This is a genomic window from Williamsia sp. D3 (assembly GCF_000506245.1).
Taxonomy (GTDB): domain Bacteria; phylum Actinomycetota; class Actinomycetes; order Mycobacteriales; family Mycobacteriaceae; genus Williamsia; species Williamsia muralis.
In genome coordinates this window covers 341649-366396 of record NZ_AYTE01000026.1, presented here as the reverse complement: position 1 = coordinate 366396, position 24748 = coordinate 341649, and the positions used below count along the sequence as shown (strand labels likewise).

Annotated in this window: 26 protein-coding genes and 1 pseudogene; 21 read left to right on the top strand and 6 right to left on the bottom strand. The window is 64.7% G+C overall.

Features of this window, described 5'->3' with window-relative positions:
* Positions 1–7: 7 nt before the first annotated feature.
* From W823_RS46755 to W823_RS46705, 11 genes and pseudogenes are all read left to right on the top strand, one after another.
* Positions 8–502, top strand: a complete 495-nt coding sequence (locus tag W823_RS46755) for a hypothetical protein (protein ID WP_023959716.1) — start codon at positions 8–10, stop codon at positions 500–502.
* Positions 495–950: a flavodoxin family protein gene (locus W823_RS46750; protein WP_031332615.1), complete on the top strand. Its 456-nt coding sequence runs from the start codon at positions 495–497 to the stop codon at positions 948–950. Before W823_RS46755 ends, W823_RS46750 begins: the two co-directional genes overlap by 8 nt.
* A 96-nt stretch (positions 951–1046) precedes the next feature.
* Positions 1047–1859: a thymidylate synthase gene (locus W823_RS46745; RefSeq protein ID WP_023959712.1), complete on the top strand. Its 813-nt coding sequence runs from the start codon at positions 1047–1049 to the stop codon at positions 1857–1859.
* 7 nt (positions 1860–1866) lie between these two features.
* On the top strand, positions 1867–2367 hold the full coding sequence (locus tag W823_RS46740) for a dihydrofolate reductase (protein ID WP_023959710.1): 501 nt from the start codon (positions 1867–1869) through the stop codon (positions 2365–2367).
* Positions 2364–3608, top strand: a complete 1245-nt coding sequence (locus tag W823_RS46735; protein WP_023959708.1) for a winged helix-turn-helix domain-containing protein — start codon at positions 2364–2366, stop codon at positions 3606–3608. Before W823_RS46740 ends, W823_RS46735 begins: the two co-directional genes overlap by 4 nt.
* 79 nt (positions 3609–3687) lie before the next feature.
* Positions 3688–4440 carry an FAD-dependent thymidylate synthase gene (gene thyX, locus W823_RS46730; RefSeq protein ID WP_023959706.1) on the top strand — a complete coding sequence of 251 codons (753 nt, stop codon included), beginning with the start codon at positions 3688–3690 and terminating at the stop codon, positions 4438–4440.
* A gap of 80 nt (positions 4441–4520) precedes the next feature.
* Positions 4521–5426 (top strand): 4-hydroxy-tetrahydrodipicolinate synthase, encoded by a 906-nt coding sequence (gene dapA / locus W823_RS46725; RefSeq protein ID WP_023959704.1) that lies wholly within the window; start codon positions 4521–4523, stop codon positions 5424–5426.
* Complete coding sequence (locus W823_RS46720; protein ID WP_023959702.1) at positions 5423–7435, top strand: ribonuclease J; 2013 nt, start codon at positions 5423–5425, stop codon at positions 7433–7435. Before dapA ends, W823_RS46720 begins: the two co-directional genes overlap by 4 nt.
* 27 nt (positions 7436–7462) lie before the next feature.
* Positions 7463–8083: a TIGR03085 family metal-binding protein gene (locus W823_RS46715; protein ID WP_023959700.1), complete on the top strand. Its 621-nt coding sequence runs from the start codon at positions 7463–7465 to the stop codon at positions 8081–8083.
* Positions 8084–8162: 79 nt separating this feature from the next.
* A complete protein-coding gene (locus tag W823_RS46710) occupies positions 8163–10982 on the top strand; it encodes a DNA translocase FtsK (protein WP_023959698.1) in 2820 nt (939 codons plus the stop codon).
* Between the two features lie 282 nt (positions 10983–11264).
* Positions 11265–12286: pseudogene (locus W823_RS46705) on the top strand (TerC family protein).
* Here W823_RS46705 and W823_RS46700 read toward each other — a convergent pair.
* Entirely contained in the window at positions 12258–12542 is a 285-nt protein-coding gene (locus W823_RS46700) for a YciI family protein (protein WP_023959696.1), read from the bottom strand. The pseudogene W823_RS46705 and the gene W823_RS46700 overlap by 29 nt on opposite strands.
* Before the next feature lie 11 nt (positions 12543–12553).
* Complete coding sequence (locus W823_RS46695) at positions 12554–13138, bottom strand: amino-acid N-acetyltransferase (RefSeq protein ID WP_023959694.1); 585 nt, start codon at positions 13136–13138, stop codon at positions 12554–12556.
* Between the two features lie 147 nt (positions 13139–13285).
* On the opposite strand from W823_RS46695, the gene pgsA reads away from it, so the two are divergent.
* The 8 genes from pgsA (at position 13286) to W823_RS0129735 (ending at position 19049) form a co-directional block, all read left to right on the top strand.
* Entirely contained in the window at positions 13286–13948 is a 663-nt protein-coding gene (pgsA, locus tag W823_RS46690; RefSeq protein WP_031332612.1) for a CDP-diacylglycerol--glycerol-3-phosphate 3-phosphatidyltransferase, read from the top strand.
* A gap of 272 nt (positions 13949–14220) precedes the next feature.
* Entirely contained in the window at positions 14221–14550 is a 330-nt protein-coding gene (locus tag W823_RS46685; RefSeq protein ID WP_023959688.1) for a helix-turn-helix domain-containing protein, read from the top strand.
* An 84-nt stretch (positions 14551–14634) separates the two neighbouring features.
* Entirely contained in the window at positions 14635–15438 is an 804-nt protein-coding gene (gene pspA, locus W823_RS46680) for a phage shock protein PspA (RefSeq protein WP_023959686.1), read from the top strand.
* A 112-nt stretch (positions 15439–15550) separates the two neighbouring features.
* A complete protein-coding gene (locus tag W823_RS58455; protein ID WP_023959684.1) occupies positions 15551–15724 on the top strand; it encodes a hypothetical protein in 174 nt (57 codons plus the stop codon).
* Between the two features lie 21 nt (positions 15725–15745).
* Positions 15746–16909, top strand: a complete 1164-nt coding sequence (locus tag W823_RS46675; RefSeq protein ID WP_023959682.1) for a glycosyltransferase — start codon at positions 15746–15748, stop codon at positions 16907–16909.
* Between the two features lie 22 nt (positions 16910–16931).
* The gene (locus W823_RS46670) at positions 16932–17126 is read left to right on the top strand and encodes a DUF3046 domain-containing protein (protein WP_023959680.1); all 195 of its coding nucleotides are present in this window, start codon (positions 16932–16934) and stop codon (positions 17124–17126) included.
* A gap of 239 nt (positions 17127–17365) precedes the next feature.
* Positions 17366–18406, top strand: a complete 1041-nt coding sequence (gene recA, locus W823_RS46665) for a recombinase RecA (protein ID WP_030163447.1) — start codon at positions 17366–17368, stop codon at positions 18404–18406.
* A gap of 13 nt (positions 18407–18419) precedes the next feature.
* Positions 18420–19049: a regulatory protein RecX gene (locus W823_RS0129735; RefSeq protein ID WP_023959677.1), complete on the top strand. Its 630-nt coding sequence runs from the start codon at positions 18420–18422 to the stop codon at positions 19047–19049.
* 3 nt (positions 19050–19052) lie between these two features.
* Here W823_RS0129735 and W823_RS0129730 read toward each other — a convergent pair whose 3' ends face one another.
* Genes W823_RS0129730 through W823_RS46655 form a run of 4 tightly spaced genes read right to left on the bottom strand, consistent with a single transcriptional unit; the run spans position 19053 to position 22364 of the window.
* Positions 19053–19919: an amino acid ABC transporter permease gene (locus tag W823_RS0129730; protein ID WP_031332610.1), complete on the bottom strand. Its 867-nt coding sequence runs from the start codon at positions 19917–19919 to the stop codon at positions 19053–19055.
* Positions 19916–20599 (bottom strand): amino acid ABC transporter permease, encoded by a 684-nt coding sequence (locus tag W823_RS0129725; RefSeq protein ID WP_031332608.1) that lies wholly within the window; start codon positions 20597–20599, stop codon positions 19916–19918. The genes W823_RS0129730 and W823_RS0129725 overlap by 4 nt, the downstream gene beginning before the upstream one ends.
* Positions 20596–21609, bottom strand: a complete 1014-nt coding sequence (locus W823_RS46660; RefSeq protein WP_023959673.1) for a glutamate ABC transporter substrate-binding protein — start codon at positions 21607–21609, stop codon at positions 20596–20598. The genes W823_RS0129725 and W823_RS46660 overlap by 4 nt, the downstream gene beginning before the upstream one ends.
* A 26-nt stretch (positions 21610–21635) precedes the next feature.
* On the bottom strand, positions 21636–22364 hold the full coding sequence (locus W823_RS46655; RefSeq protein WP_023959672.1) for an amino acid ABC transporter ATP-binding protein: 729 nt from the start codon (positions 22362–22364) through the stop codon (positions 21636–21638).
* A 215-nt stretch (positions 22365–22579) separates the two neighbouring features.
* Here W823_RS46655 and miaB point away from each other — a divergent pair, with 215 nt between their 5' ends.
* On the top strand, positions 22580–24103 hold the full coding sequence (miaB, locus tag W823_RS46650; RefSeq protein WP_023959671.1) for a tRNA (N6-isopentenyl adenosine(37)-C2)-methylthiotransferase MiaB: 1524 nt from the start codon (positions 22580–22582) through the stop codon (positions 24101–24103).
* A complete protein-coding gene (locus tag W823_RS46645; RefSeq protein ID WP_031332606.1) occupies positions 24103–24738 on the top strand; it encodes a hypothetical protein in 636 nt (211 codons plus the stop codon). Before miaB ends, W823_RS46645 begins: the two co-directional genes overlap by 1 nt.
* The last annotated feature ends 10 nt before the right edge of the window (positions 24739–24748 follow it).

Genomic DNA, 24748 nt, shown 5'->3' with positions numbered 1-24748 from the left:
AACGCCGGTGAGTGACAAGCGCGCAGATGCCCGGCCCATCGTCCTCGCAATCGCGGCCCTGGTTCTGGTGCTCTGCTTCTACTTCGTGCTGCTGGGCACTCGGGGTGTCGATCTGCTGACCAGTGGCGAGGCCGTCGGAGTCGGTCTCGGAATCGGAGTGCTCATCCTGCCGTTGCTGGGTGTCTGGATGGTGGTCGCAACACTGCGGGCCGGGCTCGCCCATCAGCGGCTCGCCAGACGAATGGCAGAAGAGGGCACCGAGCTGGACGTCTCCGCGTTGCCCAGGCGCCCGTCCGGCCGAATCGAACGCGAGGCGGCGGACGAGTTGTTCGCGCAGGTCAAGGCCGAATGGGAAGCAGACCCCAGCGATTGGCGCGCCACCTACCGCATCGCCCGGGCCTATGACTATGCCGGTGACCGTTCACGTGCCCGCGAGATGATGAAACGCGCTGTCGCGCAAGAGAAGGAATCGAGTACCGCCGACGGCCGTGCTGATGGCTGACGCGCGGACATTGCTCGTGGTGCACCACACGCCTTCGCCGCCGACCCGTGAGCTGTTGGAGAAGGTGCTCGAAGGCACGGCCGACCCGGAGATCTCCGGTGTGCGGGTGCGGCCCGTCGCGGCGCTTGCGGCCACCGTGCCCGACGTGCTGGCCGCCGACGGCTTCCTGTTCGGCACCCCGGCCAACTTCGGGTACATGTCGGGCGCGCTGAAGCACTTCTTCGACACCGTCTACTACCCGGTGCTCGGATCGGTGACCGGTAAGCCGTACGGCTTGTGGGTGCATGGCAACAACGACACCGCGGGGGCGGTGGCTTCCGTTCAGCGCCTTGCCACGGGGTTGGAACTCGAGCCTGCGGCCGCGCCGCTCGAGATCACGGCAATCGACCCGTCCACGCGGGAGGCGTGTTACGAGCTGGGCGCAGTGCTGGCGGCCACAATCGCTTGAGCCACCGTCCTGCTCGAGGGTGTGCGAAGACTGGATGGTTCGCCGCGGCGACACGCGAAAACGCTGCCGAGTCCGACGCACCCTAGACTTGACCCCGTGACGGACGCGGCCAAGATCCCAACCCCGTACGAGGACCTGCTTCGGCTTGTGCTCGACACGGGAACGCCCAAAGCCGACCGCACCGGTACCGGCACCCGGAGCCTGTTCGGTCATCAGCTCCGATACGACCTCGCCGAGGGTTTCCCCCTGATCACCACCAAGCGGGTGCACCTGAAGTCGATCGTCTACGAGCTCCTGTGGTTCCTCCGTGGCGATTCGAACGTGCGGTGGTTGCAGGACCGCGGCGTGACCATCTGGGACGAGTGGGCCGATGCCGATGGCGAGCTCGGACCGGTTTACGGCGTGCAGTGGCGCAGCTGGCCGACCCCGTCCGGCGAACACATCGACCAGATCTCCGCCGCGCTCGAACTGCTGCGCAGCGACCCCGACTCCCGGCGCAACATCGTCTCCGCGTGGAACGTGGGCGAGATACCGCAGATGGCTCTGCCTCCCTGCCACGCGTTCTTTCAGTTCTATGTCGCCGACGGCAAACTCTCGTGCCAGCTCTATCAGCGCAGCGCTGACCTGTTTCTCGGGGTGCCGTTCAACATCGCGTCGTATGCGCTGCTGACCCACATGATGGCCGAGCAGGCGGGCCTCGGTGTCGGCGAGTTCGTCTGGACCGGTGGCGACTGCCACATCTACGACAATCATGTCGAGCAGGTCACCACCCAACTCCAGCGCGACCCGTATCCCTACCCACGCTTGTCGCTGGCGCGGCGGGACTCCATCTTCGACTACGAATACTCCGATATCGAGGTCCTGGACTACCGCTACCACCCGGGCATCAAGGCGCCGGTGGCGGTCTAGTTCGCCGATGACAATCGCACTCATCTGGGCTCAGGCTGCCGACGGGGCAATCGGTCGTGGTGGCGACATACCGTGGCATCTGCCCGAGGACCAACGGTACTTTCGGAAGATCACCGGTGGGCACCCGGTGGTGATGGGGCGGCGTACCTGGGATTCGCTCCCGGCTCGATTCCGCCCTCTGCCGGGTAGGGCCAATCTTGTTGTCACCCGCAATGGTCAATGGTCCGCAGACGGGGCGCAGACCCACGCGAACGTGCGTGACGCCCTCGACGCCGGACTCCACCTCGACGACACGGTCTTTGTCATGGGCGGTGGTGAGATCTACGGCGCAGCAATGGAATCTGCCCACGAGGCGTATGTCACCGAGATCGACCTCGAGGTGTCTGATGCCGACACCTGGGCGCCTGCACTCGATCCCGGCCGATGGTCGCTGGAATCGGACGGAGGCTGGCTCGAATCGCCCACCGGTGTCCGCTATCGATTCCTTCGGTACTCGGCGTCACCGTGACAACCGTTCGACGAGTCCGGGCCGAATCGCTGTCGGCTACGCAGGCCCGCAGAATCGCCCTCGCCGCACAGGGTTTCACAGACCGCCGGCCCACGGGTCCGGTGACCCGGCGTCACCTGCAGCGCGTCCTGGAACGAGTCCGCCTGTTTCAGATGGACTCGGTCAGCGTGGCCGTACGGGCTCATTACATGCCGCTGTACAGCCGGCTCGGTTTCTACGATCGCGGTCTCCTCGAACAGGCCGCGTGGGAACCCACCGCCCGTCGTCCCGCGCTCTTGGCCGAGTACTGGGCGCACGAAGCCGCACTGATTCCCATCGAGCATTGGCCGCTCTTCCGTTGGCGGATGGACGATTTCCAGCACGGGCGCTACGAGGAAGCAGTCGGTGACCCACAAGCCGCCGCGATGCGCACACAGATCCGCGAAGCGGTCGCCGAGTTGGGGCCCTGTACGAGCGGGATGCTCGAAGATCATCTCGGCCACGAGAAGCGGACGCGCAAAGGCACGTGGTGGGACCGCAGCCACGTGAAGTACCTGTGCGAGGTGATGTTCGCTGCGGGTGAGCTGGCTGCGGTGCGACGCAGCGGTTTCGCCAGGTATTACGACCTCACCGAGAACATCGTCGGGGAGAACGCCGAGGTCACCGTTCCCCGGGACGAGGCGATCCGCGAATTGGTCGCCGGTTCGTTGACCGCGCTCGGTGTCGGCACCGAGGTCGACATCCGCGACTACTACCGTCTCAAGCCGCAGGCGGCCCGCGAGGCACTGGATGATCTCGTCGCCGCCGGGCGTGTTCAGCAGGTGGAGGTCGAGGGCTGGGCGAAGCCGGCATTCCTCGACCCCGCCGCGCGACTACCGCGAAAAGTCGAACGCACGGCCCTGCTCAGCCCGTTCGATTCGTTGGTGTTCTTCAGGCCCCGTACCGAGCGGCTGTTCGATTTCCACTACCGGATCGAGATCTACGTTCCCGAGGCCAAGCGCGTGCACGGCTATTACGTCTTCCCGTATCTGATGAGCGAGCGGCTCGTGGCCCGGGTGGACCTCAAGACCGACCGGTCAGGTGATCAGTTGCTGGTCCTCGGTGCGTTCTGTGAGAGCCGGGCCGATCCGTTGGAGGTGGCCACCGCGTTGGCCGCGGACCTGCTGGACATGGCACAGTGGCTCGGCGTCAGCAGGGTCGAGGTCGGTTCGCGGGGCGATCTGGCAGCCCCTCTCACCGCCGCCGTTCACGCTCAACTCTGAACCCGTCCTCGGCCCGACCATCGGGTCCGGGGCGGTGAAGGGGACAATCGGTGCTCCAACACGAAGAAAGAGGAATGCGGTGTCCGAACTGGTGCCATTGAAGGTGCAACTGGTGGCGAAGTCGTCGTTCGACCCGCCGACCGATGTGCCGTGGACCACAGATGCGGACGGGGGTGAAGCCCTCGTCGAGTTCGCCGGGCGCGCCTGTTACCAGAGTTGGGACAAGCCCAATCCGCGGACCGCGACCAACGCCGGATATCTGCGTCACATCCTCGAAGTCGGGCATCTGTCACTGCTCGAACACGCCACGGTCACGTTCTACATCTCGGGGATCTCCCGGTCGTGCACCCACGAGCTGATCCGCCACCGACATTTCTCCTATTCGCAGCTGTCGCAACGCTTTGTGCCCGAACATGATTCGAATGTCGTCTGCCCTCCGGCGATCCGGGGCGACGCCGAACTCGAAGCCCTGTTCGTCTCGGCCACCGATGCCAGCCGCGAGGCCTACGCCGAACTGCTGACGGCACTCGAAGAGAAGTTCTCCGATGTGCCCAACAACATCCTGCGGCGTAAGCAGGCCCGTCAGGCCGCACGTGCGGTCCTGCCGAACGCCACGGAGACCAAGATCGTGGTCACCGGCAACTACCGCGCCTGGCGGCACTTCATCGGTATGCGGGCCACCGAGCACGCCGACGTGGAGATCCGTCAGCTGGCCATCGAGTGCCTGCGTCAGCTGCTCGACATCGCCCCAACGGTGTTCGGGGACTTCGAGATCGGGCGGCTCTCCGATGGGTCGGAGGTGGCGACGTCCCCGTTCGTCCTGGAGGGGTGAGAGTCGGGCCGGGACCGGCCGACCTCTGACGGCGCCGCGGATGCGGGATCGGCGCAGGGCCTCCGGTAACCTTAGCCACCATGACCACCGGTGAGACGCAACCGCAGAGCTTCCCTTTCGGGACTGTCAGTGTTGCCATGGTTACCCCGTTCACCGTCGATGGAAAGCTCGACCTGGACCGGGCCGGCGAACTCGCCGTGAAGCTCGTGGACGGCGGGTGTGACGGGCTGGTGGTCTCCGGGACCACCGGCGAGTCGCCGACGACGACGCCCGCGGAGAAACTCGATCTGCTCAAGACCGTGCTCGCCGCGGTCGGTGACCGCGCCCGCATCGTGCAGGGCGCCGGGAGTTACGACACGCGGGAGAGCGTCTGGTTCGCGAAAGAGGCCGCAGCGCTCGGCGCGCATGGCCTCCTCGTGGTGACCCCGTACTACTCGAGGCCTCCGCAGACCGGTCTGCTCGCACACTTCACAGCGGTCGCCGATGCCACCGACCTACCGGTGATGCTCTACGACATCCCGCCGCGCTCGGTGGTGCCGATCGAACACCGCACACTGCTCGAACTCTCACGCCACCCGAACATTGTCGCTGTCAAGGATGCCAAGGGCGATCTGAACTCGGCGGCGTCGCTGATGACCGACACCGGGCTGCAGTACCTGTCCGGTGAAGACGCGCTGAACCTGCCCTGGCTCTCGATCGGCGCGGCGGGGTACGTCAGCGTCATCGGGCACCTGGTACCCGATCGGCTGCGCGACATGCTCGACGCGGTGAACAAAGGCGACCTGGTTCGCGCCCGCGAACTGAATGCGTCGATGATCCCGCTCGTCAATGCGATGGGCCGACTCGGCGGCGTCACGATGGTCAAGGCCGCGCTGCGCATCCTCGGTCTCGACGTCGGAGACCCGAGGCTGCCGCAGGTGCCGGCCACCGGCCCCCAGATCGAAGCCCTGATCGCCGATCTGCGCGTAGCAAAGGTGCTGTCATGACCACAAACGAGCCCGGCCGTCGCCGGGGACGAGTCATTCGAAAGGCCGGACCGCCGGCAGAACCCCCCGTAGAGAAAAACGAGTCGAAACCCCCAGTGGCCAAAGCCCAAGAACCCGTCACCACCCCAGAGCCCGTCGCTGCCGCGGCATCCGGCACCTCGGCGCCCGCTGCCGCCCGAGCACCGAAGTCGGGCAACTCGGGTTCCTCCGGCTCGAGTTCGTCTGGGTCCAAACGAAACTCGCGTGATCGCCGGGGTGGTGCAGCTCGCAAGGCCGCGGCAGAAAAGAACGCCGAGTCGAAGCAGGTCGATCCGACCGAAAAACTCGGTGCACCGCGACGGCTGCCCGCCGGCGGCCTGCGCGTGGTCGCCCTCGGTGGCATCGGCGAAATCGGCAGGAACATGACCGTATTCGAGTACGACGGTCGTCTGCTCATCGTCGACTGCGGTGTGCTCTTCCCCGAGGACGCCCAGCCCGGTGTCGACCTGATCCTCCCGGACTTCCGGTACATCGAAGACCGCATCGACGACGTCGAGGCGATCATCCTCACGCACGGCCACGAGGACCACATCGGTGCGGTCCCGTTCCTGTTGCGACTGCGTCCGCAGATCCCGGTCATCGGGTCGAAGTTCACCCTCGCCCTGCTCGCTGCCAAGTGCCGCGAACACCGCCAGCGTCCGAAACTGGTCGAGGTCGTCGAGGGCGAGAAGACCACACACGGACCTTTCGAATGCGAGTATTTCGCGGTCAACCACTCGATCCCCGATGCTCTCGCGGTGGCGATCCGGACCGGCGCAGGCGTTGTCCTGCACACCGGTGACATCAAGCTCGACCAGTTGCCGCTCGACGGCAGGCTCACCGACCTCGCCGGGTTCAGCCGCCTCGGCGACGAGGGCGTCGACCTGTTCCTCGTCGACTCGACCAACGCCGAGGTACCCGGGTTCGTCACGCCGGAGCGCCAGATCGGTGGCGTGCTTGACCAGGTGATCGGCAAGGCCCGTCAGCGCGTGATCGTCGCCTCGTTCGCCAGCCATGTGCACCGCATCCAGCAGGTCGTCGACGTGGCCCACACGCACGGACGCCGGGTGACATTCGTAGGACGCTCGATGGTTCGCAACATGCAGATCGCCCAGGAACTCGGCTACCTGCGGGTGCCCGACGGCGTCGTGGTCGATCTCGATACGGCCGCAACACTTCCCGACCACAAGCTGGTCCTGATCTCCACCGGATCGCAGGGCGAACCGCTGTCGGCTCTGTCACGGATGGCTCGCGGTGAGCATCGGCAGATCAACATCCGCGCGGATGACCTGGTCGTCTTGGCGTCCTCGCTCATCCCGGGCAACGAGAACTCGGTGTTCGCGGTGGTCAACGGCTTGGCGCGACGGGGGGCGACCGTGGTCACCCAACAGAGCGCCAAGGTGCACGTGTCGGGTCACGCATCGGCCGGTGAGCTGCTCTACCTCTACAACGCCGTCCGGCCCTCCAATGTGATGCCCGTGCACGGTGAGTGGCGGCATCTTCGCGCCAACGCAGCACTGGCTGTTGCCACCGGCGTCAAGCCGGAGGCCGTTGTCCTCGCCGAGGACGGTGTGGTGGTGGATCTGATCGACGGTCGCGCCCAGATCTCCGGCCGTGTCCCTGTGGGCTACGTCTACGTCGACGGACTCTCGGTGGGAGACGTGGGGGAGTCGACGCTCTCGGAACGTCTGGTGCTCGGCGAGGGCGGCTTCATCGCGATCGCCGTGGTGATCGACGCCGACACCGGCCGGGCGATCAATCCGGCCGAGGTGTCCGGAAGAGGATTCTCGGATGATCCGACCGCGCTGAAAGAGGCGGGCGACCTGGTCGATCAGGCGTTGGCACAGATGGCGGTCGAACGCGTCACGGACACTCATCGGATTGCCCAGACGATCCGTCGTGTGGTGGGTCGCTGGGTCGCCGACAAGTACCGGCGGCGCCCCATGATCGTGCCGACCGTGATGACCGTCAGCGAGTCTTCGGCGGACTGACGACGCCGCACCTCATAGGGTGTGTGCATGACCATTGCCCGAGATGAACGCGCCGCGCTGGTGTCCACCCTGCGCAGTGTCGGCCCCGATGCCCCGACGCTGTGCGAAGGGTGGACCACCCGAGACCTGACCGCTCACATGATCATCCGCGAGTACCGGCTCGACGCGATGCCAGGCATCCTCGTCCCGGCCTTGGCGGGCCGGACCCAAACGGCCCAGGACCAGGCCGCGCGCGACGACTGGGACGCGATGCTCGCCAAGTTCGCGGCGGGTCCTCCGCTGTACTCGCCGCTCAAGCTGGTGGACCGCTTCGCCAACGTGACCGAGATGTTCGTCCACCACGAGGACGTCCGGCGTGCGGGCGGACCATGGGAACCGAGAGACCTCGACCCGGCCACCGAGAAAGCGATTCGGGTACCGCTCAAGGCTATGGGGAAGCGCGCGATCGCAAAGTCGCCCGCCACCGTCGAGATGATCACCACCGACGGACAGAGAGTGGCCACCGGCGGCCGGGGACCGCAGGTCACGGTGACCGGTGATCCCCTCGAACTGCTCATGTTCGCGTTCGGGCGTCACGAGACATTGGTCGAATACGCCGGCGACGCCGATGCTGTCGCTGCGGTCAAATCGGCCAAACGCGGACTCTAGCGTTTCGATTTCAACACATAGCCCGATACGCGTGTTGCAGATGAGGTAGCTGTGACAGTTGCCGACTAGGCTGTCAGCCATGGCAACCAAGTCCACCGCCCGTCGTTCCGGTGCGTCGGGTCGTAGTCCCGCGCGCTCCGGCGCCGCCCCGGCCAAGAAGGCCGGTGCCACCAAGGCTGCACCCCGAAAGGCCTCTCCCAAGAAGGGGTCGTCGGCGAGCGCCGGAAGCCGCAAAGCGCCGGCGAAGAAGGCTGCGAGCCGGCCGTCCACCCGCACGTCGGCTGGGACGAAACGCGCCTCCACCACGCGTTCCGGCGCAACATCCCGTGCCTCGGCCCGCCCACGCAAGTCCGTGGTGAAGTCCGTTGGCAGCGGCGTCGGCGCCGGGTGGGGTCTGCTCGCCAAGGGTGTCGGCGCGATGGCGCGCGCCGGCTCACGCAGTGGCGATCCCGACTACGACGAGCGCGTGTACGGAGCCGACGACGGATGGGACGAGGGCGGGGACGCGGACGGATCGTTCTCTCCGCGACCTGAGCACCCCCACACACAGGGACGCGACGGTGTTGCGCTCGTGATGATCGCGCTGTCGATCGTCGTGGTCGCGTCGGTGTGGTTCAGCGCGGGCGGCCCGGTGGGTGCCTTCGTCGATTCGGCGACTCGCGCGCTGATCGGGTCGGCTGCGGTACTTCTCCCGATCGTCCTCTTGGTGGGCGGGTTCATCTTGATGCGTCATGGACCCGATCCCGCGGGTCGCGCTCGGCGCATCGGGGCAGGCCTGCTCATCGCGTTGCCCATCGTCGGGCTGTGGCACATCTTTGCCGGTGCACCCACAGAATTCTCCGAGCGACAGCACGCCGGCGGATTCTTCGGAATGGCCGCAGGTGGTCCGCTGACCGACGGCCTGACGGCCTGGTTGTCGGTGCCGATCCTGCTGCTGTGCCTGGCCTTCGGGCTCTTGCTCCTGTCCGGTCTCACGGTGCGTGAACTGGTCGACGTAACCCGCGCATACCTCGGGCTCGGTGTCGACGACCACTGGGACGACGAGGACGTGGACAACGACGAAGACGGTGGATACGCAGACACAGCCTTCGGCGATCCGTACGACAACTACCCGCCCGACGACAACGCGACCCGGGCGACCGAAACTCTGCGACGCCCGGCGCGTCGACGCCAGTCCACTGCGGTGACGGCGGGGGAGGCACTGACCGAACCCATCATCGAAGACGAGCCGACGCCTGCTGCCGTGACCGAGGCACTGAGCACACCGCCGGTCGGCGCCCAGCCGGTCCGCAAGCGCGCGGTGCCCAAACCCGCGCCGAAACCGGTGCGGCCCGAGCCCGAGCCCGAACGTGATCTCGACTCCGGCAGCGGCCACGATGCACTGGTCGTGGACAAGGCCGTGGAAGGCGACTACCGCCTTCCGCCGGCCAGCCTGCTGATCGAGGGTGACCCGCCCAAGCTCGGCAGCGCGGCCAACGACGAGATGATCGACCGCATCTCGGCGGTCCTGGAGCAGTTCAAGATCGACGCGGCCGTCACGGGATTCACTCGGGGGCCGACGGTCACGCGGTACGAGGTGGAACTCGGACCAGGTGTGAAGGTGGAGAAGATCACCGCCCTGCAACGCAACATCTCGTACGCTGCGGCAACCGACAACGTGCGGCTGCTGGCACCCATCCCGGGTAAGTCCGCGGTGGGGATCGAGGTCCCCAACAGCGACCGCGAGATGGTGCGGCTTGCTGACGTCCTGACCGCCGGCTCGACGCGCAAGGACAAGCACCCGCTGGTCATCGGTCTGGGTAAAGACATCGAAGGTGATTTCGTCACCGCCAACCTCGCGAAGATGCCGCACTTGCTCGTGGCCGGTTCCACCGGTTCCGGTAAGTCGAGCTTCGTCAACTCGATGCTGGTCTCACTGTTGACCCGGGCCACTCCCGACGAGGTACGGATGATCCTCATCGACCCCAAGATGGTCGAGCTCACCCCTTACGAGGGCATCCCGCACCTGATCACCCCGATCATCACGCAGCCGAAGAAGGCTGCCGCGGCACTCGCGTGGCTCGTGGAGGAGATGGAGCAGCGCTACCAGGACATGAAGTCCTCGCGCGTTCGTCACATCGACGACTTCAACAGCAAGGTGCGTTCGGGAGAGATCTCCACACCGCTGGGATCGGAGCGGGTCTACAAGCCGTATCCGTACATCCTCGCCATCGTGGACGAGCTCGCCGATTTGATGATGACCGCTCCGCGTGATGTGGAGGACGCCATCGTCCGGATCACCCAGAAGGCGCGTGCGGCAGGTATCCACCTCGTGCTGGCCACGCAGCGACCGTCCGTCGACGTGGTGACCGGTCTGATCAAGACCAACGTCCCGTCGCGGCTGGCCTTCGCCACGTCGTCGCTCACCGATTCCCGGGTCATCCTGGATCAACCGGGCGCCGAGAAGTTGATCGGTATGGGCGACGGACTCTTCCTCCCGATGGGCGCGAGCAAACCCGTCCGTATGCAGGGTGCGTTCATCACCGACGAAGAGATCCAGGCCGTCGTCGACTTCGCCAAGGACCAGAGCGAACCGGATTACACCGAGGGAGTGACGGCTCAAAAGGTCTCGGACAAGAAGGACATCGACTCCGATATCGGCGGCGATCTCGACGACCTGCTACAGGCCATCGAACTGGTCGTGTCCAGTCAGTTCGGCTCGACGTCCATGCTGCAACGCAAACTGCGCGTCGGATTCGCCAAGGCCGGACGGCTGATGGATCTGATGGAGACCAGGGGAGTGGTCGGGCCGTCCGAGGGTTCGAAGGCACGCGATGTACTGGTCAAACCCGAAGACCTGGCCGGGGTGATCGCGTCGATCACCGGCGGCGGTGACACGTCGGACGACGCGGACGACTAGCCCTACCCGTTTCGTGGCGGTGGCCGTGTTGTGTGTTGCCAAAGTCTCACCAGCGAAAAAGTCTGACCGGGTGATGTCACGGGGGTCGCAGCGTATCTGCGCAGTGACCGCCGGAACATCCTCTGCTGCAGGAGAATCAGAGACGTAGCCGATCACGCCTCGGGTCTGGTCCACATCTGCACCGCGATGGGCGGGGCGCGCGACGGTATTCGCGCGTCCGTGGCCGGTCCGATCCTTCGGTAAAGTGGTCTTTACTTTTCCGAAACTGCTGCTGGAGGCTGCGTGGACGTATCACCACTCGTGTGGATTATCACCTGTCTGGTGATCCTGGGACTCTTCATATTCGACTTCTTCGCCCACGTGAGAACCCCACACGCTCCCTCGTTGAAAGAATCCGGCTTCTGGTCGGCCGTCTACATCACCATCGCCCTGATCTTCGGTGGCTTCGTGTGGTGGAAATGGGGTGGTACCTCGGGCACCGAGTACTACGCCGGATTCATCACGGAAAAGGCGTTGTCGGTCGACAACCTCTTCGTTTTTGTCATCATCATGCGAAGTTCGCCGTGCCGCGTGAATACCAGCAGAAAGTTCTGCTCCTGGGCATCGTGATGGCCCTGGTGATGCGCGGTGCTTTCATCGCCGTCGGTGCGGCCGCGATCAATGCTTACTCGTGGGTCTTCTACCTCTTCGGTGCATTCCTCATCTACACCGCGGTGAAGTTGCTGCGTGAGTCCGGACACGAGGAAGAGGTCGAAGAGGAGCGAGAAAGCCGGATCCAGCGGTTTGTGAAGAAGGCGCTGCGAACCACCGACAACTACGACCGCGACAAGCTGTTCACCAAGGAGAACGGCAAGCGCCTCGCGACCCCGATGCTCATGGTCCTGATCGTCATCGGGTTCACCGACGTCCTGTTCGCCCTGGATTCGATCCCGGCCATCTACGGCCTCACGGAGGAGCCGTACATCGTCTTCACCGCCAACGCCTTTGCGCTGATGGGTCTACGCCAGCTGTACTTCCTGCTCGGCGGATTGCTCGACAAGCTGGTTTACCTGTCGTTCGGCCTGTCGTTCATCCTCGGCTTCATCGGCATCAAGCTGGTGTTGCACGCTCTGCACGAGAACACGCTGTCGTTCATCAACGGCGGCGAACACATCAAGGTGCCGGAGATCTCGACCCCGCTATCGCTCGGCGTGATCGTCGGAACCCTCGTGATCACCACCATCGCCAGCCTGGCGAAGACACGATTCGACGAGGGGCGCGCCGACAAACAGGCGGTCAGTCAGAAAACGGACCAAAAACACTGACCCACTTGTTGATCCGGACCTCACCGACGTAGCCGGCAACCGCGAACGGGTCGGCGGCCAAGATGTCCTTGGCCGCCTGCTCGTCGGCGCAGTCGAGCAGGATCAGCGCGCCGCTTCCATCGGCGTACGGCCCGGCCATCCGCACAACACCTTCGCTGTTCAGCTTCGACAGCCAGGCGCGGTGGTCGGGCCGAGTGGTGTCGCGACCGTCGGCGAACTCGACGGGGTAGGTGTATTCGACGCTGAACAGCGGCATTGTTCGACCTTTCAGAGGTTGGCGAGCATTCGGGTGTTGCCGAGTGTGTTGGGTTTGACGTAACTGAGGTCCAGGAACTCCGCGACGCCGGCGTCGTAGGAACGGCACATCTCCTCGTACACCTCGGCGGTCACCGGTGTGCCCGCGATCTCGGAGAAGCCGTGTTTGGCGAAGAAGCTGGTCTCGAAGGTGAGGACGAACACCCGGGAAAGCTGCAACTCCCGGGCCATGCCCATCAGTCGGCTGACGATCTGATGGCCGATACCGCGCCCCGCGTAGGACTTGTCGACCGCGACCGTGCGGACCTCACCGAGGTCTGCCCACAAGACGTGGAGTGCGCCGCAGCCGACCACCGTGCCATCGATCTCGGCGACCCAGAACTCCTGGACGGCCTCATAAAGGGTCACGAGATTCTTCTCGAGCAAAATTCGTCCGGCGTACTGATCGATCAGTTCCTTGATGCGGGGTACGTCAGATGTGCGGGCACGGCGCACGCTCACGTCGCCTCGCGAAACGGGGGAATCGTGGTGACCGGATAGCTCGGCCGGTTCAGATGTCGCGGCATGCTCGTGTGCCGAGCTGTCGTGAGGTGCCATGGATGAACAGTAATACGCGGGCACACCGGGGCCGGTGGGCCGCCGTCCGGACCGGGCCGATACCCACGGCCCTGGGTGGCGGGGCCTCCGCCTATCCTGTGGTCGTGGGCATTGGGCAATTCTTATCACCGGAACCAGGTGCAGCCCGTGGCTGATCGTTTACGGCGGCAGGTGAACGAGCCGGAGCCCGACCCGATCTCCGATCCGGTCAGCACTGATGTGCCCGTGCTGAACCTCGCCAATGTGCTGACGATGTTCCGCATCGTGCTCGTCCCCGTATTCGTCGTAGTTCTGTTCATCGACGACGGCGACAACTCGTGGTGGCGGACGATGGCGTGGGGCGTGTTCGCCCTCGCCGCCGTGACCGATCACTACGACGGTCGTATCGCCCGTCAACGGGGCCTGATCACCGATTTCGGCAAGCTGGCCGACCCGATCGCGGACAAGGCGCTGATCGGTTCGGCACTGATCGGGTTGTCTGTGCTCGGTGAGCTCCCGTGGTGGGTTACCATCGTCATCCTCGCCAGGGAACTGGGCATTACCGTGCTCCGTTTCTGGGTGCTGCAACATGGCGTGATCCCGGCGAGCCGGGGCGGAAAGCTCAAGACGCTGCTCCAGGCCATCGCAATCGGACTGTTCATCCTGCCGCTGCCCGGGCCGCTGCACTGGCTGGCGATCGCCGTGATGGCCGCCGCGCTGGTGGCGACCGTTGTCACCGGGGTCGACTATGTCTGGCAGGCGCTGGCGAAGCGGGCACAGCGTCGCCGTGACGCAGCCGCCGCGCGCCGGACTGACCGAACCGGAAGGTGAACCGCGGGTTCGTCGTCGATCCGGCCCATGGTGCATCTCGCTGATCTCCCGGGGCTGGGACGATCGTCGATGTGGCCGGGTGGGAATGGCTCGTTCGGCATCGGGGTTCTACCGGTGTCGCTACGCGGCGATCGCCGGGATCTTCGTCTAGTCTCGACCACACGGTCGACGGACGAAGCGCTCGGGAGGATCTGCTGCACAGCGCTCGGCGGTTCGGGAACGGATTCGGCCCGTGCGGCGTTGGACTGACTGACGTGTTGAGGAGGACTCATATGGCACTGCTCCTGCGGGAAGCACTCGGTGGCAGCCTACGGCGGGTCCGGATGGATCAAGGCCGTACGTTGCGTGAGGTATCAACCAGTGCCCGGGTCAGCCTGGGTTATCTGTCGGAAGTCGAACGCGGCCAGAAGGAAGCGTCCAGCGAACTGCTCGCTGCCATCTGCGATGCGCTGGAAGTAGAGATCGCCGACGTGTTGCTCGATGTCCGCGATACCCTCCGCACCGGCCACGACCAGCCCACGACCCCGCCCACGCACACGACGATCGCCACCGAGACCAAGGTGGTCATCCCGCAGCCGGCATCGGCTCTGGCGGCTGCGTGATCGGTGTCTTGTGCCACCGGGCCGGGCCAGACGATAGATTAGATCGAGACTGCTCGGATTCGGACTTCAAGACAAGGCGGGGCAATGGCTAACCCATTCGTGAAGGCGTGGAAGTACCTGATGGCGTTCGGCAACGCCAAGATCGACGAGAACGCCGACCCGAAGATTCAGATCCAGCAGGCGATCGAGGACGCGCAGCGTCAGCACCAGGCGTTGTCGCAGCAGGCTGCGGCGGTCATCGGCAATCAGCGCCAGTTGGAGATGAAGCTGAACCGTCAGCTCGAGGACATCGAACGCCTGCAGGCGAACACCCGTCAGGCGTTGACGCTGGCCGACAAGGCCGCCGCCTCCGGTGACGCCGCCAAGGCAACCGAATACACCAACGCCGCAGAGGCTTTCGCCGCGCAGCTGGTCACCGCGGAACAGAGCGTCGAGGACCTCAAGGCGCTGCACGACCAGTCGCTGCAGGCGGCTGAACAGGCCAAGCGTGCGGTGGAACAGAACTCGATGACGCTGCAGCAGAAACTCTCCGAGCGCACCAAGCTGCTCAGTCAGCTCGAGCAGGCCAAGATGCAAGAGCAGGTCTCGGCATCGCTCAACCAGATGAGTGAACTCTCCGCCCCCGGCAACACACCGAGCCTCGACCAGGTACGGGACAAGATCGAGCGGCGCTACGCGAATGCCCTGGGATCGGCCGAGTTGTCGCGCAATTCGGTTCAGGGCCGGATGCTCGAAGTGCAACAGGCCAGCGTGCAGATGGCAGGACACTCACGACTCGAGCAAATCCGCGCGTCCATGGCGGGCGAATCACTGGCTGCCGGAGACTCAGCCGCGACGCCGGCCGTCGACCAGGCGAAGACGAACATCGAGAAGCCGCAAGCCAACTGACGTCTCCGGGGTCAGGGTAGTCCCTGAACTTCCCCCCATCTTGGTCGTTTTTCGACTGACATCGGGACCGAGCACTGGCACCGTTGAGGTCACTCGGACGACAGGAGATGTCATGTGGTGGAAAGTTCTGCTGGCGATACTTGTGGTGTGGCTGGCCTTCGGGCTGATCATGGCCGTGGTGAAGGGTCTGCTCACGGTGCTCGTGATCGGGCTCGTCGTGATCGGAATCGTCGCGGTGATCAAGTGGGCAGCTTCTGACAAGAGTTCGACCGAGATCGGGTCATGATCGGCGGTACGGGGGACACGCGTGCGCGCAGCTCTGGTGGCAGGCTCTGACGCCGGTCATGCCTTTCCCGTGTTCGCGCTCGCGGAGTTGTTGCAGGACAACAACATCGAAGCGGTGGTGTACACGGGTTCGCAGTGGATCGAGAAGGCAACCGCTCGCGGCCTCGACGTCCGAGAACTCCCCGGTCTGACGGCGTCGGCTGCTGACGACGACACCGATGCGGGTGACAAACTCAGTGCACGCGCGGCGCGGATGAGCAAACAACTGGCGCCGGTGCTCGCCGAACTCGAACCCGATCTGGTGGTCGGCGATGTCATCACCGTGTGTGGCGGCTGGGCCGCCGAGACGATCGGTGCCCCATGGGTGGAATTGTCGCCCCATCCGCTGTACCAACCCTCGGTGGGGCTTCCCCCTGTCGGCAGTGGCCTGGAACCTGGCACTGGCCTGTCCGGCAGGGTGCGTGATGCGCTGATGCGCGCGGCTACCGGCCGATCCATTCGAGTGGGACAACAACAGCGTGCGGCCGCCCGGGTGGGCATCGGGCTCGATCCCGCGCAGCCGCATCCGGGAGCGCGGCTGATCGCGACCCTTCCGGCGCTGGAGGTGCCCCGCCCGGACTGGCCCGACGGAGCCGAGGTGGTCGGCCCCCTGCTGTGGGAACCCACCGACGCCGTCTTCGCACGTCCCCCCGGTGACGCCCCGTTGGTTGTCATCGCGCCGTCCACCGCGGTGACCGGTTCGGCAGGTCTGGTGGAGGCGGCGCTGGCTGCGCTCGACCCGCGCGTATTGGGACGCCCGGTGCGGGCGGTGGTCTCAGGGCTCGATCCCGAGGTAGGTGATCTACCGTCGTGGGCTGTGGCCGGACACGGCAGGCAAGACGAGCTCCTCCATGACGCATCGCTCGTCATCTGCGGTGGAGGACACGGAATGCTGGCGAAGTCCATGCTGGCCGGCGTACCTCAGGTGCTCGTTCCCGGCGGCGGAGATCAGTGGGAATTGGCCCAGCGTGCCCGCCGATGGGGCAGTGCAGCGGTGGTCAGGCCCACCACCGTCGAGTCGTTGGCCGCGGCGTGCCGAAAGGTGCTGGACAACAAGTCATTCACCGAAGCCGCTCGACGCGGCGCCCGGACCGGTGCCGACGTTGTCGACCCGGTCGCGGTATGTGTCGGCGCAGCGCGGTCCTGAAGGTTTCGCTACGCTTGGTCACGTGCGATTGACCGAATTCTCCGAACTCATCAGCACCGAGTTCGGGTCCACCACTGCGAATTCGATGCTTGTCGACCACGTCCTCACCGACCTCGGTGGCCGGACGGCTGCCGAAGCGCTTGATGCCGGCATCGATCCCAGAGATGTGTGGACAGCGCTGTGCCGGGACTTCGACGTCCCGCGGGAACGCTGGTAGCAGTACTTCATCTGCCCCGGCGTGTCGGATGTCCGGGTGGTTGACTCGAACAAGCGTTCGCCTAGAGTGGGTGGTGTTCGACGCGAGGACGGGAACGTCGAGATCCGGGATTGTCAGAGGGCTGATCTAGCGTGACGTCAGTGCGCAAAGAGATGCCGAATACGCGAAAGAAAGCCCGATCCCGCCAGACCGGCGGCACCACCACCGCCGACAACTCGGCGCAAACACTAGGGGAAACCATGGCAGCCCAACCAGACCGCGAAAAGGCCCTCGACCTGGCATTGGCCCAGATCGACAAGAACTACGGCAAGGGTTCGGTGATGCGTCTCGGCGAGAACGCCCGCCAGCCGATCGCCACCATCCCGACCGGCTCGATCGCGCTTGATGTCGCTCTCGGCATCGGAGGTCTCCCGCGAGGCCGCGTGGTGGAGATCTACGGGCCGGAATCGTCGGGTAAGACCACCGTTGCGCTGCACGCGGTCGCCAATGCACAAGCCGCCGGTGGCATCGCGGCGTTCATCGATGCCGAGCACGCCCTCGACCCGGACTACGCACAGCGACTGGGAGTCGACACCGACGCGTTGCTGGTGTCACAGCCGGACACCGGTGAGCAGGCACTCGAGATCGCTGACATGTTGATCCGGTCGGGCGCTCTCGACATCCTGGTTATCGACTCGGTCGCGGCGCTCGTGCCGCGTGCGGAGATCGAGGGCGAGATGGGCGACAGCCACGTCGGTCTGCAGGCGCGGTTGATGAGCCAGGCACTGCGGAAAATGACCGGTGCCATGAGCAATTCGGGCACCACCGCGATCTTCATCAACCAGCTGCGCGAGAAGATCGGCGTGATGTTCGGGTCTCCCGAGACCACCACCGGTGGTAAGGCGCTGAAATTCTACGCATCGGTCCGTCTGGATGTGCGCCGGATCGAGACCCTCAAGGACGGTACCGAGGCAGTCGGTAACCGCACTCGCGTCAAGGTCGTCAAGAACAAGGTTGCCCCTCCGTTCAAGCAGGCCGAGTTCGACATCCTGTACGGCCATGGCATCAGCAAAGAGGGTTCGCTCATCGACATGGGCGTGTTGCACGGCTTTGTCCGCAAGTCCGGTTCCTGGTTCACCTATGAAGGTGAACAGCTGGGCCAGGGCAAGGAGAATGCTCGTAAGTTCTTGCTCGAGAACACCGAGGTGCGTGACGAGATCGAGAAGAAGATCAAGGAAAAGCTCGGGATCGGCGCTGTCCTGACCGAAGATGCCGTCGCGCCGGCGCCGGTCGAGTTCTAGGACGCCGATTCAGGTGAACAGGCCTGCGGGAGAGGACGTCCACGAGAGCACCGCCGAGCTGCGGTCCGCGATCGCAGACATCCTCTCCCGCAGGTCTGTCCCGGTCAGTCCGTCTGCGACGCCGCCTGCTCCAGAGAGTTCCGGCGACCGCACCGCTACCACCGCATCGGCTTATGACGCCGCATTGCGGTTGCTCGGCGTCCGCGCACGAAGTCAGGCAGAACTGCGCAAACGGTTGCACGACAAAGATTTTGCGCCCACCGAGATCGAATCGGTGATGACTCGGCTCGCCGCGGCCGGTCTGCTCGACGATGTCGATTTCGCCGAGCAATGGGTGCATTCCCGACACCGCCACAGCGGCAAGGGACGCACTGCTCTGCGGCACGAGCTCCGGCAGAAGGGCGTTGCCGACACCGTGATCGAGCACGCACTCGATCAGATCGACGATGACGCCGAACGCGAACGGGCAGCAGACCTGTTGCGTCGCAAGGCGACTCGCCTGACGGCCGAAGACATCTCTGACCGGGTCCAGCGGGACAAACACGTTCGGCGACTGGTCGCGATGCTGGCCAGACGTGGGTACGCACCGTCTCTGGCCATGAGTCTGGTGAACGAGGAACTGAACCAGCTCACTGCCGAATGAAGATCAGACAGCAGCGGCCTGCTCGTCCACTTTCACATCTGCGACCGGTCCGCGATTCTTGCCTTCCCTCAATCTCCGCTCGATGACGGTGGCCAACGTCGAGAGCCCGAAGTTCAGCAGGATCATCACGGCCGCGACCACCACGAGGGCCGGCAGATAGTTGCCGTAGAAAGATGCCGACTGGATGCCGGACCTCACCACCTCGACATAACCGATCGCGTATCCGAGTGCACTGTCCTTCAGAGCGATGACCATCTGCGATATCAGCGCAGGCAACATGGCAGTCACCGCCTGCGGGAGCAACACCAGTCGCATGGTCTGTGATTTTCGCAGACCGAGTGAGTTCGCCGCCTCGAGCTGGCCGCTCGGTAGCGATGTGATGCCTGCCCGCAGGATCTCTGCGATGACAGAGCCGTTGTACAGCGTCAGTCCGGTCACCACGGCAGCGAAGGCCAGGTCCTCGGCTGGGAAAACGGCGTATTCGGCAAACAGGTAGTAGGCGAAGATCATCAGGATGAGCACGGGTATGGCCCGGAAGAACTCGACCACCGCTCCGCTGAGTCCGCGAATCGCTCGGTGGTCGGACAATCGGCCGATGCCGAGAACCGCGCCGAGCAGTAGAGCCAACACGATCGACAGAACCGCGGCGGAGAGTGTTCCCCACAAACCGGGCAGCAGGTAGGTGGTCCACGTGTCCGGTTCCAGGAACGGCTTCCACTTCTCGCTGGTCAGCTGCCCGTTGCCGGCCAGTGCCACGACCACGTAGATCGCGATGGCGAGTAGCACCACCGCGAATCCGACAGCGATGAGCTGATTGCGACGCCGTGCCCTGGGCCCCGGAGCGTCGTAGAGAACTGTTGCACTGCTCATCGCTTGACCGCCAGACGCTTTGCGAGGAAACCGAAGACATATCCCTCGGTGAGGGTGATCACCATGAACCCGATGGCGATGATGACGAAGATCCCCACCACCTGATCGGCGTGATTCTCGATCTGTTCTTTCATCAGCAACGAGGCCTCGGCCACACCGATCGCCGAAGCAATCGTGGTGTTCTTGGTCAGCGCGATCAGCACGCTGCCCATCGGACCGATCACCGATCTGACCGCCTGGGGAAGCACGATGATCCCGAACACCTTGCTGAACGGCAGGCCGAGCGAGCGAGCTGCTTCGGCCTGTCCGAGTGGCACGGTGTTGAACCCCGACCGCAGCGTCTCGCATACGAACGTGGACGTGTAGAGCACAAAGGCCAGGACGGCGAGCCAGAAATTGTTGTTGGTGATGAACTCGTCGTTCTCCTGGGCCAGCTTCAGCCCGAGGTTTTGGTACAGGCCGACCGAGGCAAAGATGACGATGAGCGTCAGCGGAGTGTTGCGGACGATGTTGACGTACCAGGTTCCGAACACCCGCATCACGGGGACAGGAGAGACCCGCATGCCGGCCAGAACGGTGCCCCAGATGAGGGCTCCGATGGCGGAGTAGAAGGTGAGTTTGAGCGTGACCCAGTAGGCAGGCCACAGCTGCGGTCCGATGTCGGACCAGAGTTCACTCATGACAGCTCCGCCGGGCATGGGGTGGATGTCGACTCGAGGAAGCCGAGGTCTCCTGGCACCGGGGTGAACTGGTACTTGGAATCGGGACCCTGCGCACGCTCGATCATCGAATCGACTTCGCCGTCGCCGATTTCGTCACGCAAGGCGATCTCCCAGGCCGACTCGCCGCCGTCGGCAGGCTTTGTCAGCATCGACACGAGTGCCTCGTTCACCGCCGTCACGGATTCGGGATAGTCCTTGGGCATCCCGATGCCATATCGCTCGGTCGAGAACGGGGTGCCGGCCTTCTTGAGCGATTTCTTCCCGCTCGAGGTCACACACGCGTCCTTGGGGTACGTCATGTCGACGATCTTGAACTCATCGGGGAAGAAGTCGGAGAACCCGGCGAGGATGGCCTCGTCGGTGGTGAGGGCGTCAACCTTGTTGCGGCGCAGAGCCTCCACGCAGGACGAGTACGAGTCGTACTCCTGCAGCTGAATTTTCGGCAACTGGTTCTTCACGTTCTGGGCCGAGGTGGAGCCTGTCACCGAACACAGCTTCTTGCCTTTGTTCAGATCCGTGAGCGTGGTGATACTGTCGTCGTCCTCGCGGACCAGCAGCCCCTGGTAGTTGATCAGATAAGGACCGGCGAAACTCACCTTCTTCGAGCGGGCCGCGTTGATCGAGTAGGTGGCGGCGATCATATCGACCTCACCGTTGTCGATGAGCGTCTCGCGTTGCGCCGATGGGGTTTCCCGCCATGTGATCTTCGGCTTCTTCCATCCATTGTTCTGCGCGATGGTGTTGACCACGTACTCGGACACCGCGACATCGAATCCGGTGAACGACTTGTCGGGGTGTCGCAGACCCAGGCCGGGCTGATCGAACTTTGTGCCGAGGATGACCGAGCCGCTCTCGATCGATTCCATGAGGTTGCGCGGGCTGGTGTTACCGCATGCGGTGAGTGCTGTGCAGAGCACCACGATGGCCACGGCCGGTAGCAGGATCCAGTGTTTCGAGTTCTCACGCATGGTGCGCTTCCTCGTTGGCGCCGTGTTCAATGGCCGAGGATCTTGCCGAGGAAGTCACGGGCGCGCCCGGACTCGGGCCGGGTGAAGAACGACTCGGGATCGGTGTCCTCCACGATGGCGCCGTCGGCCATGAAGACCACTCGGTCGGCCGCCTTGCGGGCAAACCCCATCTCGTGGGTGACGACCAGCATCGTCATGCCCTCTTTTGCGAGTGAGACCATCACGTCGAGGACCTCGTTGACCATTTCCGGGTCCAGAGCGGATGTCGGCTCGTCGAACAGCATGACCTTGGGATCCATCGCCAGTGATCGTGCGATGGCAACGCGCTGCTGCTGTCCGCCGGAGAGTTGCGCCGGGTACTTGTCCTTCTGGCTCGCGATGCCGACTCGCTCCAGCAGTTCCATCCCGCGCTTGTTCGCCGCAGCCTTGTCCTTGCCACGCACCTTGATCGGGGCCAGCGTCACATTGTCGAGGATTGTCTTGTGCGCGAACAGGTTGAACGACTGGAAGACCATTCCGACGTCGGCGTGCAGGGCGGCGAGCGCCTTGCCTTCGGCGGGCAACAACTTGCCGTCGATACGAATCTCGCCGCTGTCGATCGGCTCGAGCCGGTTGATCGTGCGGCACAGGGTGGACTTGCCCGATCCCGACGGACCGAGGATGACCACGACCTGACCGGCGGGCACCTCGAGGTCGATGTCCTTGAGCACGTGGAGGTCGCCGAAGTGCTTCTGCACGTCGCACAGAGCGATCATCGGTGGGGCGGTCTGTGTGGCGGCCGGCCCGTCGGGGTGAGGCGCGGACGAGCCCGCTCGAGGTGCTGTCATAACTGTCGACCTTAAGGTGCCGGTGTCGGCGAGCAGCGGGGGACCGGGAACATCGCGCGGCTGGAGGGGTGGATCGCCGCAGCTCAGCCGCCAATTTCACCTGGTCTGATGGGCCAAGTACCCTGGTAGGAGTGACAATCTCGATGACGGATCCGCAGACCGGGCACCCCGACACCATGGGGCGCTCCTACCAGGTCCGCACCTACGGCTGTCAGATGAATGTCCACGACTCCGAGCGTATTTCCGGTCTCCTCGAAGAGGCCGGTTATGTCCGCGCATCCGACGATGGTGATGCCGACCTGGTGGTCTTCAACACCTGCGCCGTCCGGGAGAACGCCGACAACAAGCTGTACGGCAACCTCTCGCATCTGGCACCGGTCAAGGCGAGTCGTCCCGGAATGCAGATCGCTGTCGGCGGCTGTCTTGCCCAGAAGGATCGCGGCACCGTCCTGGAGAAGGCCCCGTGGGTCGACGTCGTGTTCGGAACACACAACCTCGGATCTCTGCCGGTGCTGCTCGAACGCGCTCGCCACAATGCGCAGGCCCAGGTCGAGATCATCGATGCACTGGAAGCCTTTCCGTCCACGTTGCCCGCCAAACGCGAGTCCGCGTATTCGGGGTGGGTGTCGATCTCGGTCGGTTGCAACAACACCTGCACGTTCTGCATCGTTCCGGCTCTTCGCGGCAAGGAGGTCGACCGCCGGCCCGGAGACGTCCTCGCCGAGGTGCAGGCGCTGGTGAACGAAGGGGTTGTCGAGGTCACCTTGCTCGGCCAGAACGTGAATGCCTACGGAATGTCGTTCGCCGATCCGGATCTGGGACGCGATCGGGGAGCATTCGCCGCGCTGCTGCGTGCCTGCGGTGACATCGAGGGTCTCGAACGTGTGCGGTTCACGTCGCCGCACCCCGCAGAGTTCACCGACGACGTGATCGAGGCGATGGCGCAGACCCCGAACGTCTGTCCCCAACTGCACATGCCATTGCAGTCGGGTTCTGACCGGATCCTCAAGGCGATGCGCCGCAGCTACCGCAGTACAAAGTTCCTGGGGATCATCGAGCGGGTGCGGGCGGCGATGCCGCACGCATCCGTCACCACCGACATCATCGTCGGATTCCCCGGTGAGACCGAAGAGGATTTCCAGGCGACCCTCGACGTGGTCGCCGCGGCCAGATTCACCAGCGCGTACACCTTCCAGTATTCGCCCAGGCCGGGGACACCGGCGGCCGACATGGCCGACCAGGTACCCAAACATGTGGTGAGTGAGCGCTATATGCGGCTGACGGACCTGCAGGACCGGATCTGCCTGGAGGAGAACCAGAAGCTCATCGGGGCGCCGGTGGAGGTCCTGGTGACCGCCGACGGCCGGAAAGATCAGGGCCGGATGACCGGCCGTGCGCGCGACGGCCGGCTCGTCCATTTCGTCACCGAGGGCGACACCATCCGTCCTGGCGATCTGGTGGACACGGTCGTGACCGGTGCGGCACCGCACTATCTGCTGGCCGATGACGGTATCCGCGGTCATCGGCGTACCCGGGCCGGCGACGCGCACGCGGCCGGTACCACCCCCCAAACCCCGCCGATCGGAGTCGGACTCGGTCTGCCGCCGATCGGGAAGCCTGTCGAAGCGCCGGTTGAATCTGCCTGTGGCGCAGGATGCGAGCTCTGATGACCGAGAAGAACAACGGACCGGACCCAGCGGGTTTCGATCAGTTCAAGGGCGATCTGCGCAAGGCCGAACGCAAGGTCGCCGGCGAGATCGACCCCGGGGCCCGCGCCGTGGTGGTGGCGGTTGCGGTGCTGGTGGCGATTCTGTCCTTCGTCCTGCCCCACACCGGGTCCGTGACCGGCATCGACGTGATCACGTTCAGCTCGGACGCGGCGGCCGAACGGGTGACCATCACCTCGCGCGTGTTTGTGATCCTGCAGCTGGTCTTCGGGATCGGTTTCTCGGCGCTCGCGCTGCTCACCCGCCGATGGGTCTTCGCCTGGATCGCCCTGTGTGGCAGTGCGGTGTCATGTTTCGCGGGTCTGCTGGCATGGTGGTCGCGCAACACTCCGGGAGTGTCCGGAGAAGAGCCGCCCAGCGGCGTCGGCATCGGCTTGATCATCGGATGGGTGGCGATGTTCGTGATCACCTTCCACTGGTCGCGCGTGGTGTGGGCCCGTACCAACTACCAATTGGCTCTCGAGGCGCAGCGTCGCGACGAGGCCGCGGCCGAGGAAGAGCGGGCGCTCGCGCTACAGCGGCGAACATCCGAACGCCGGCGTGAAAGCCGTCGCTCAGAGGGCGACGACCTCTAGCAAGCCGCCG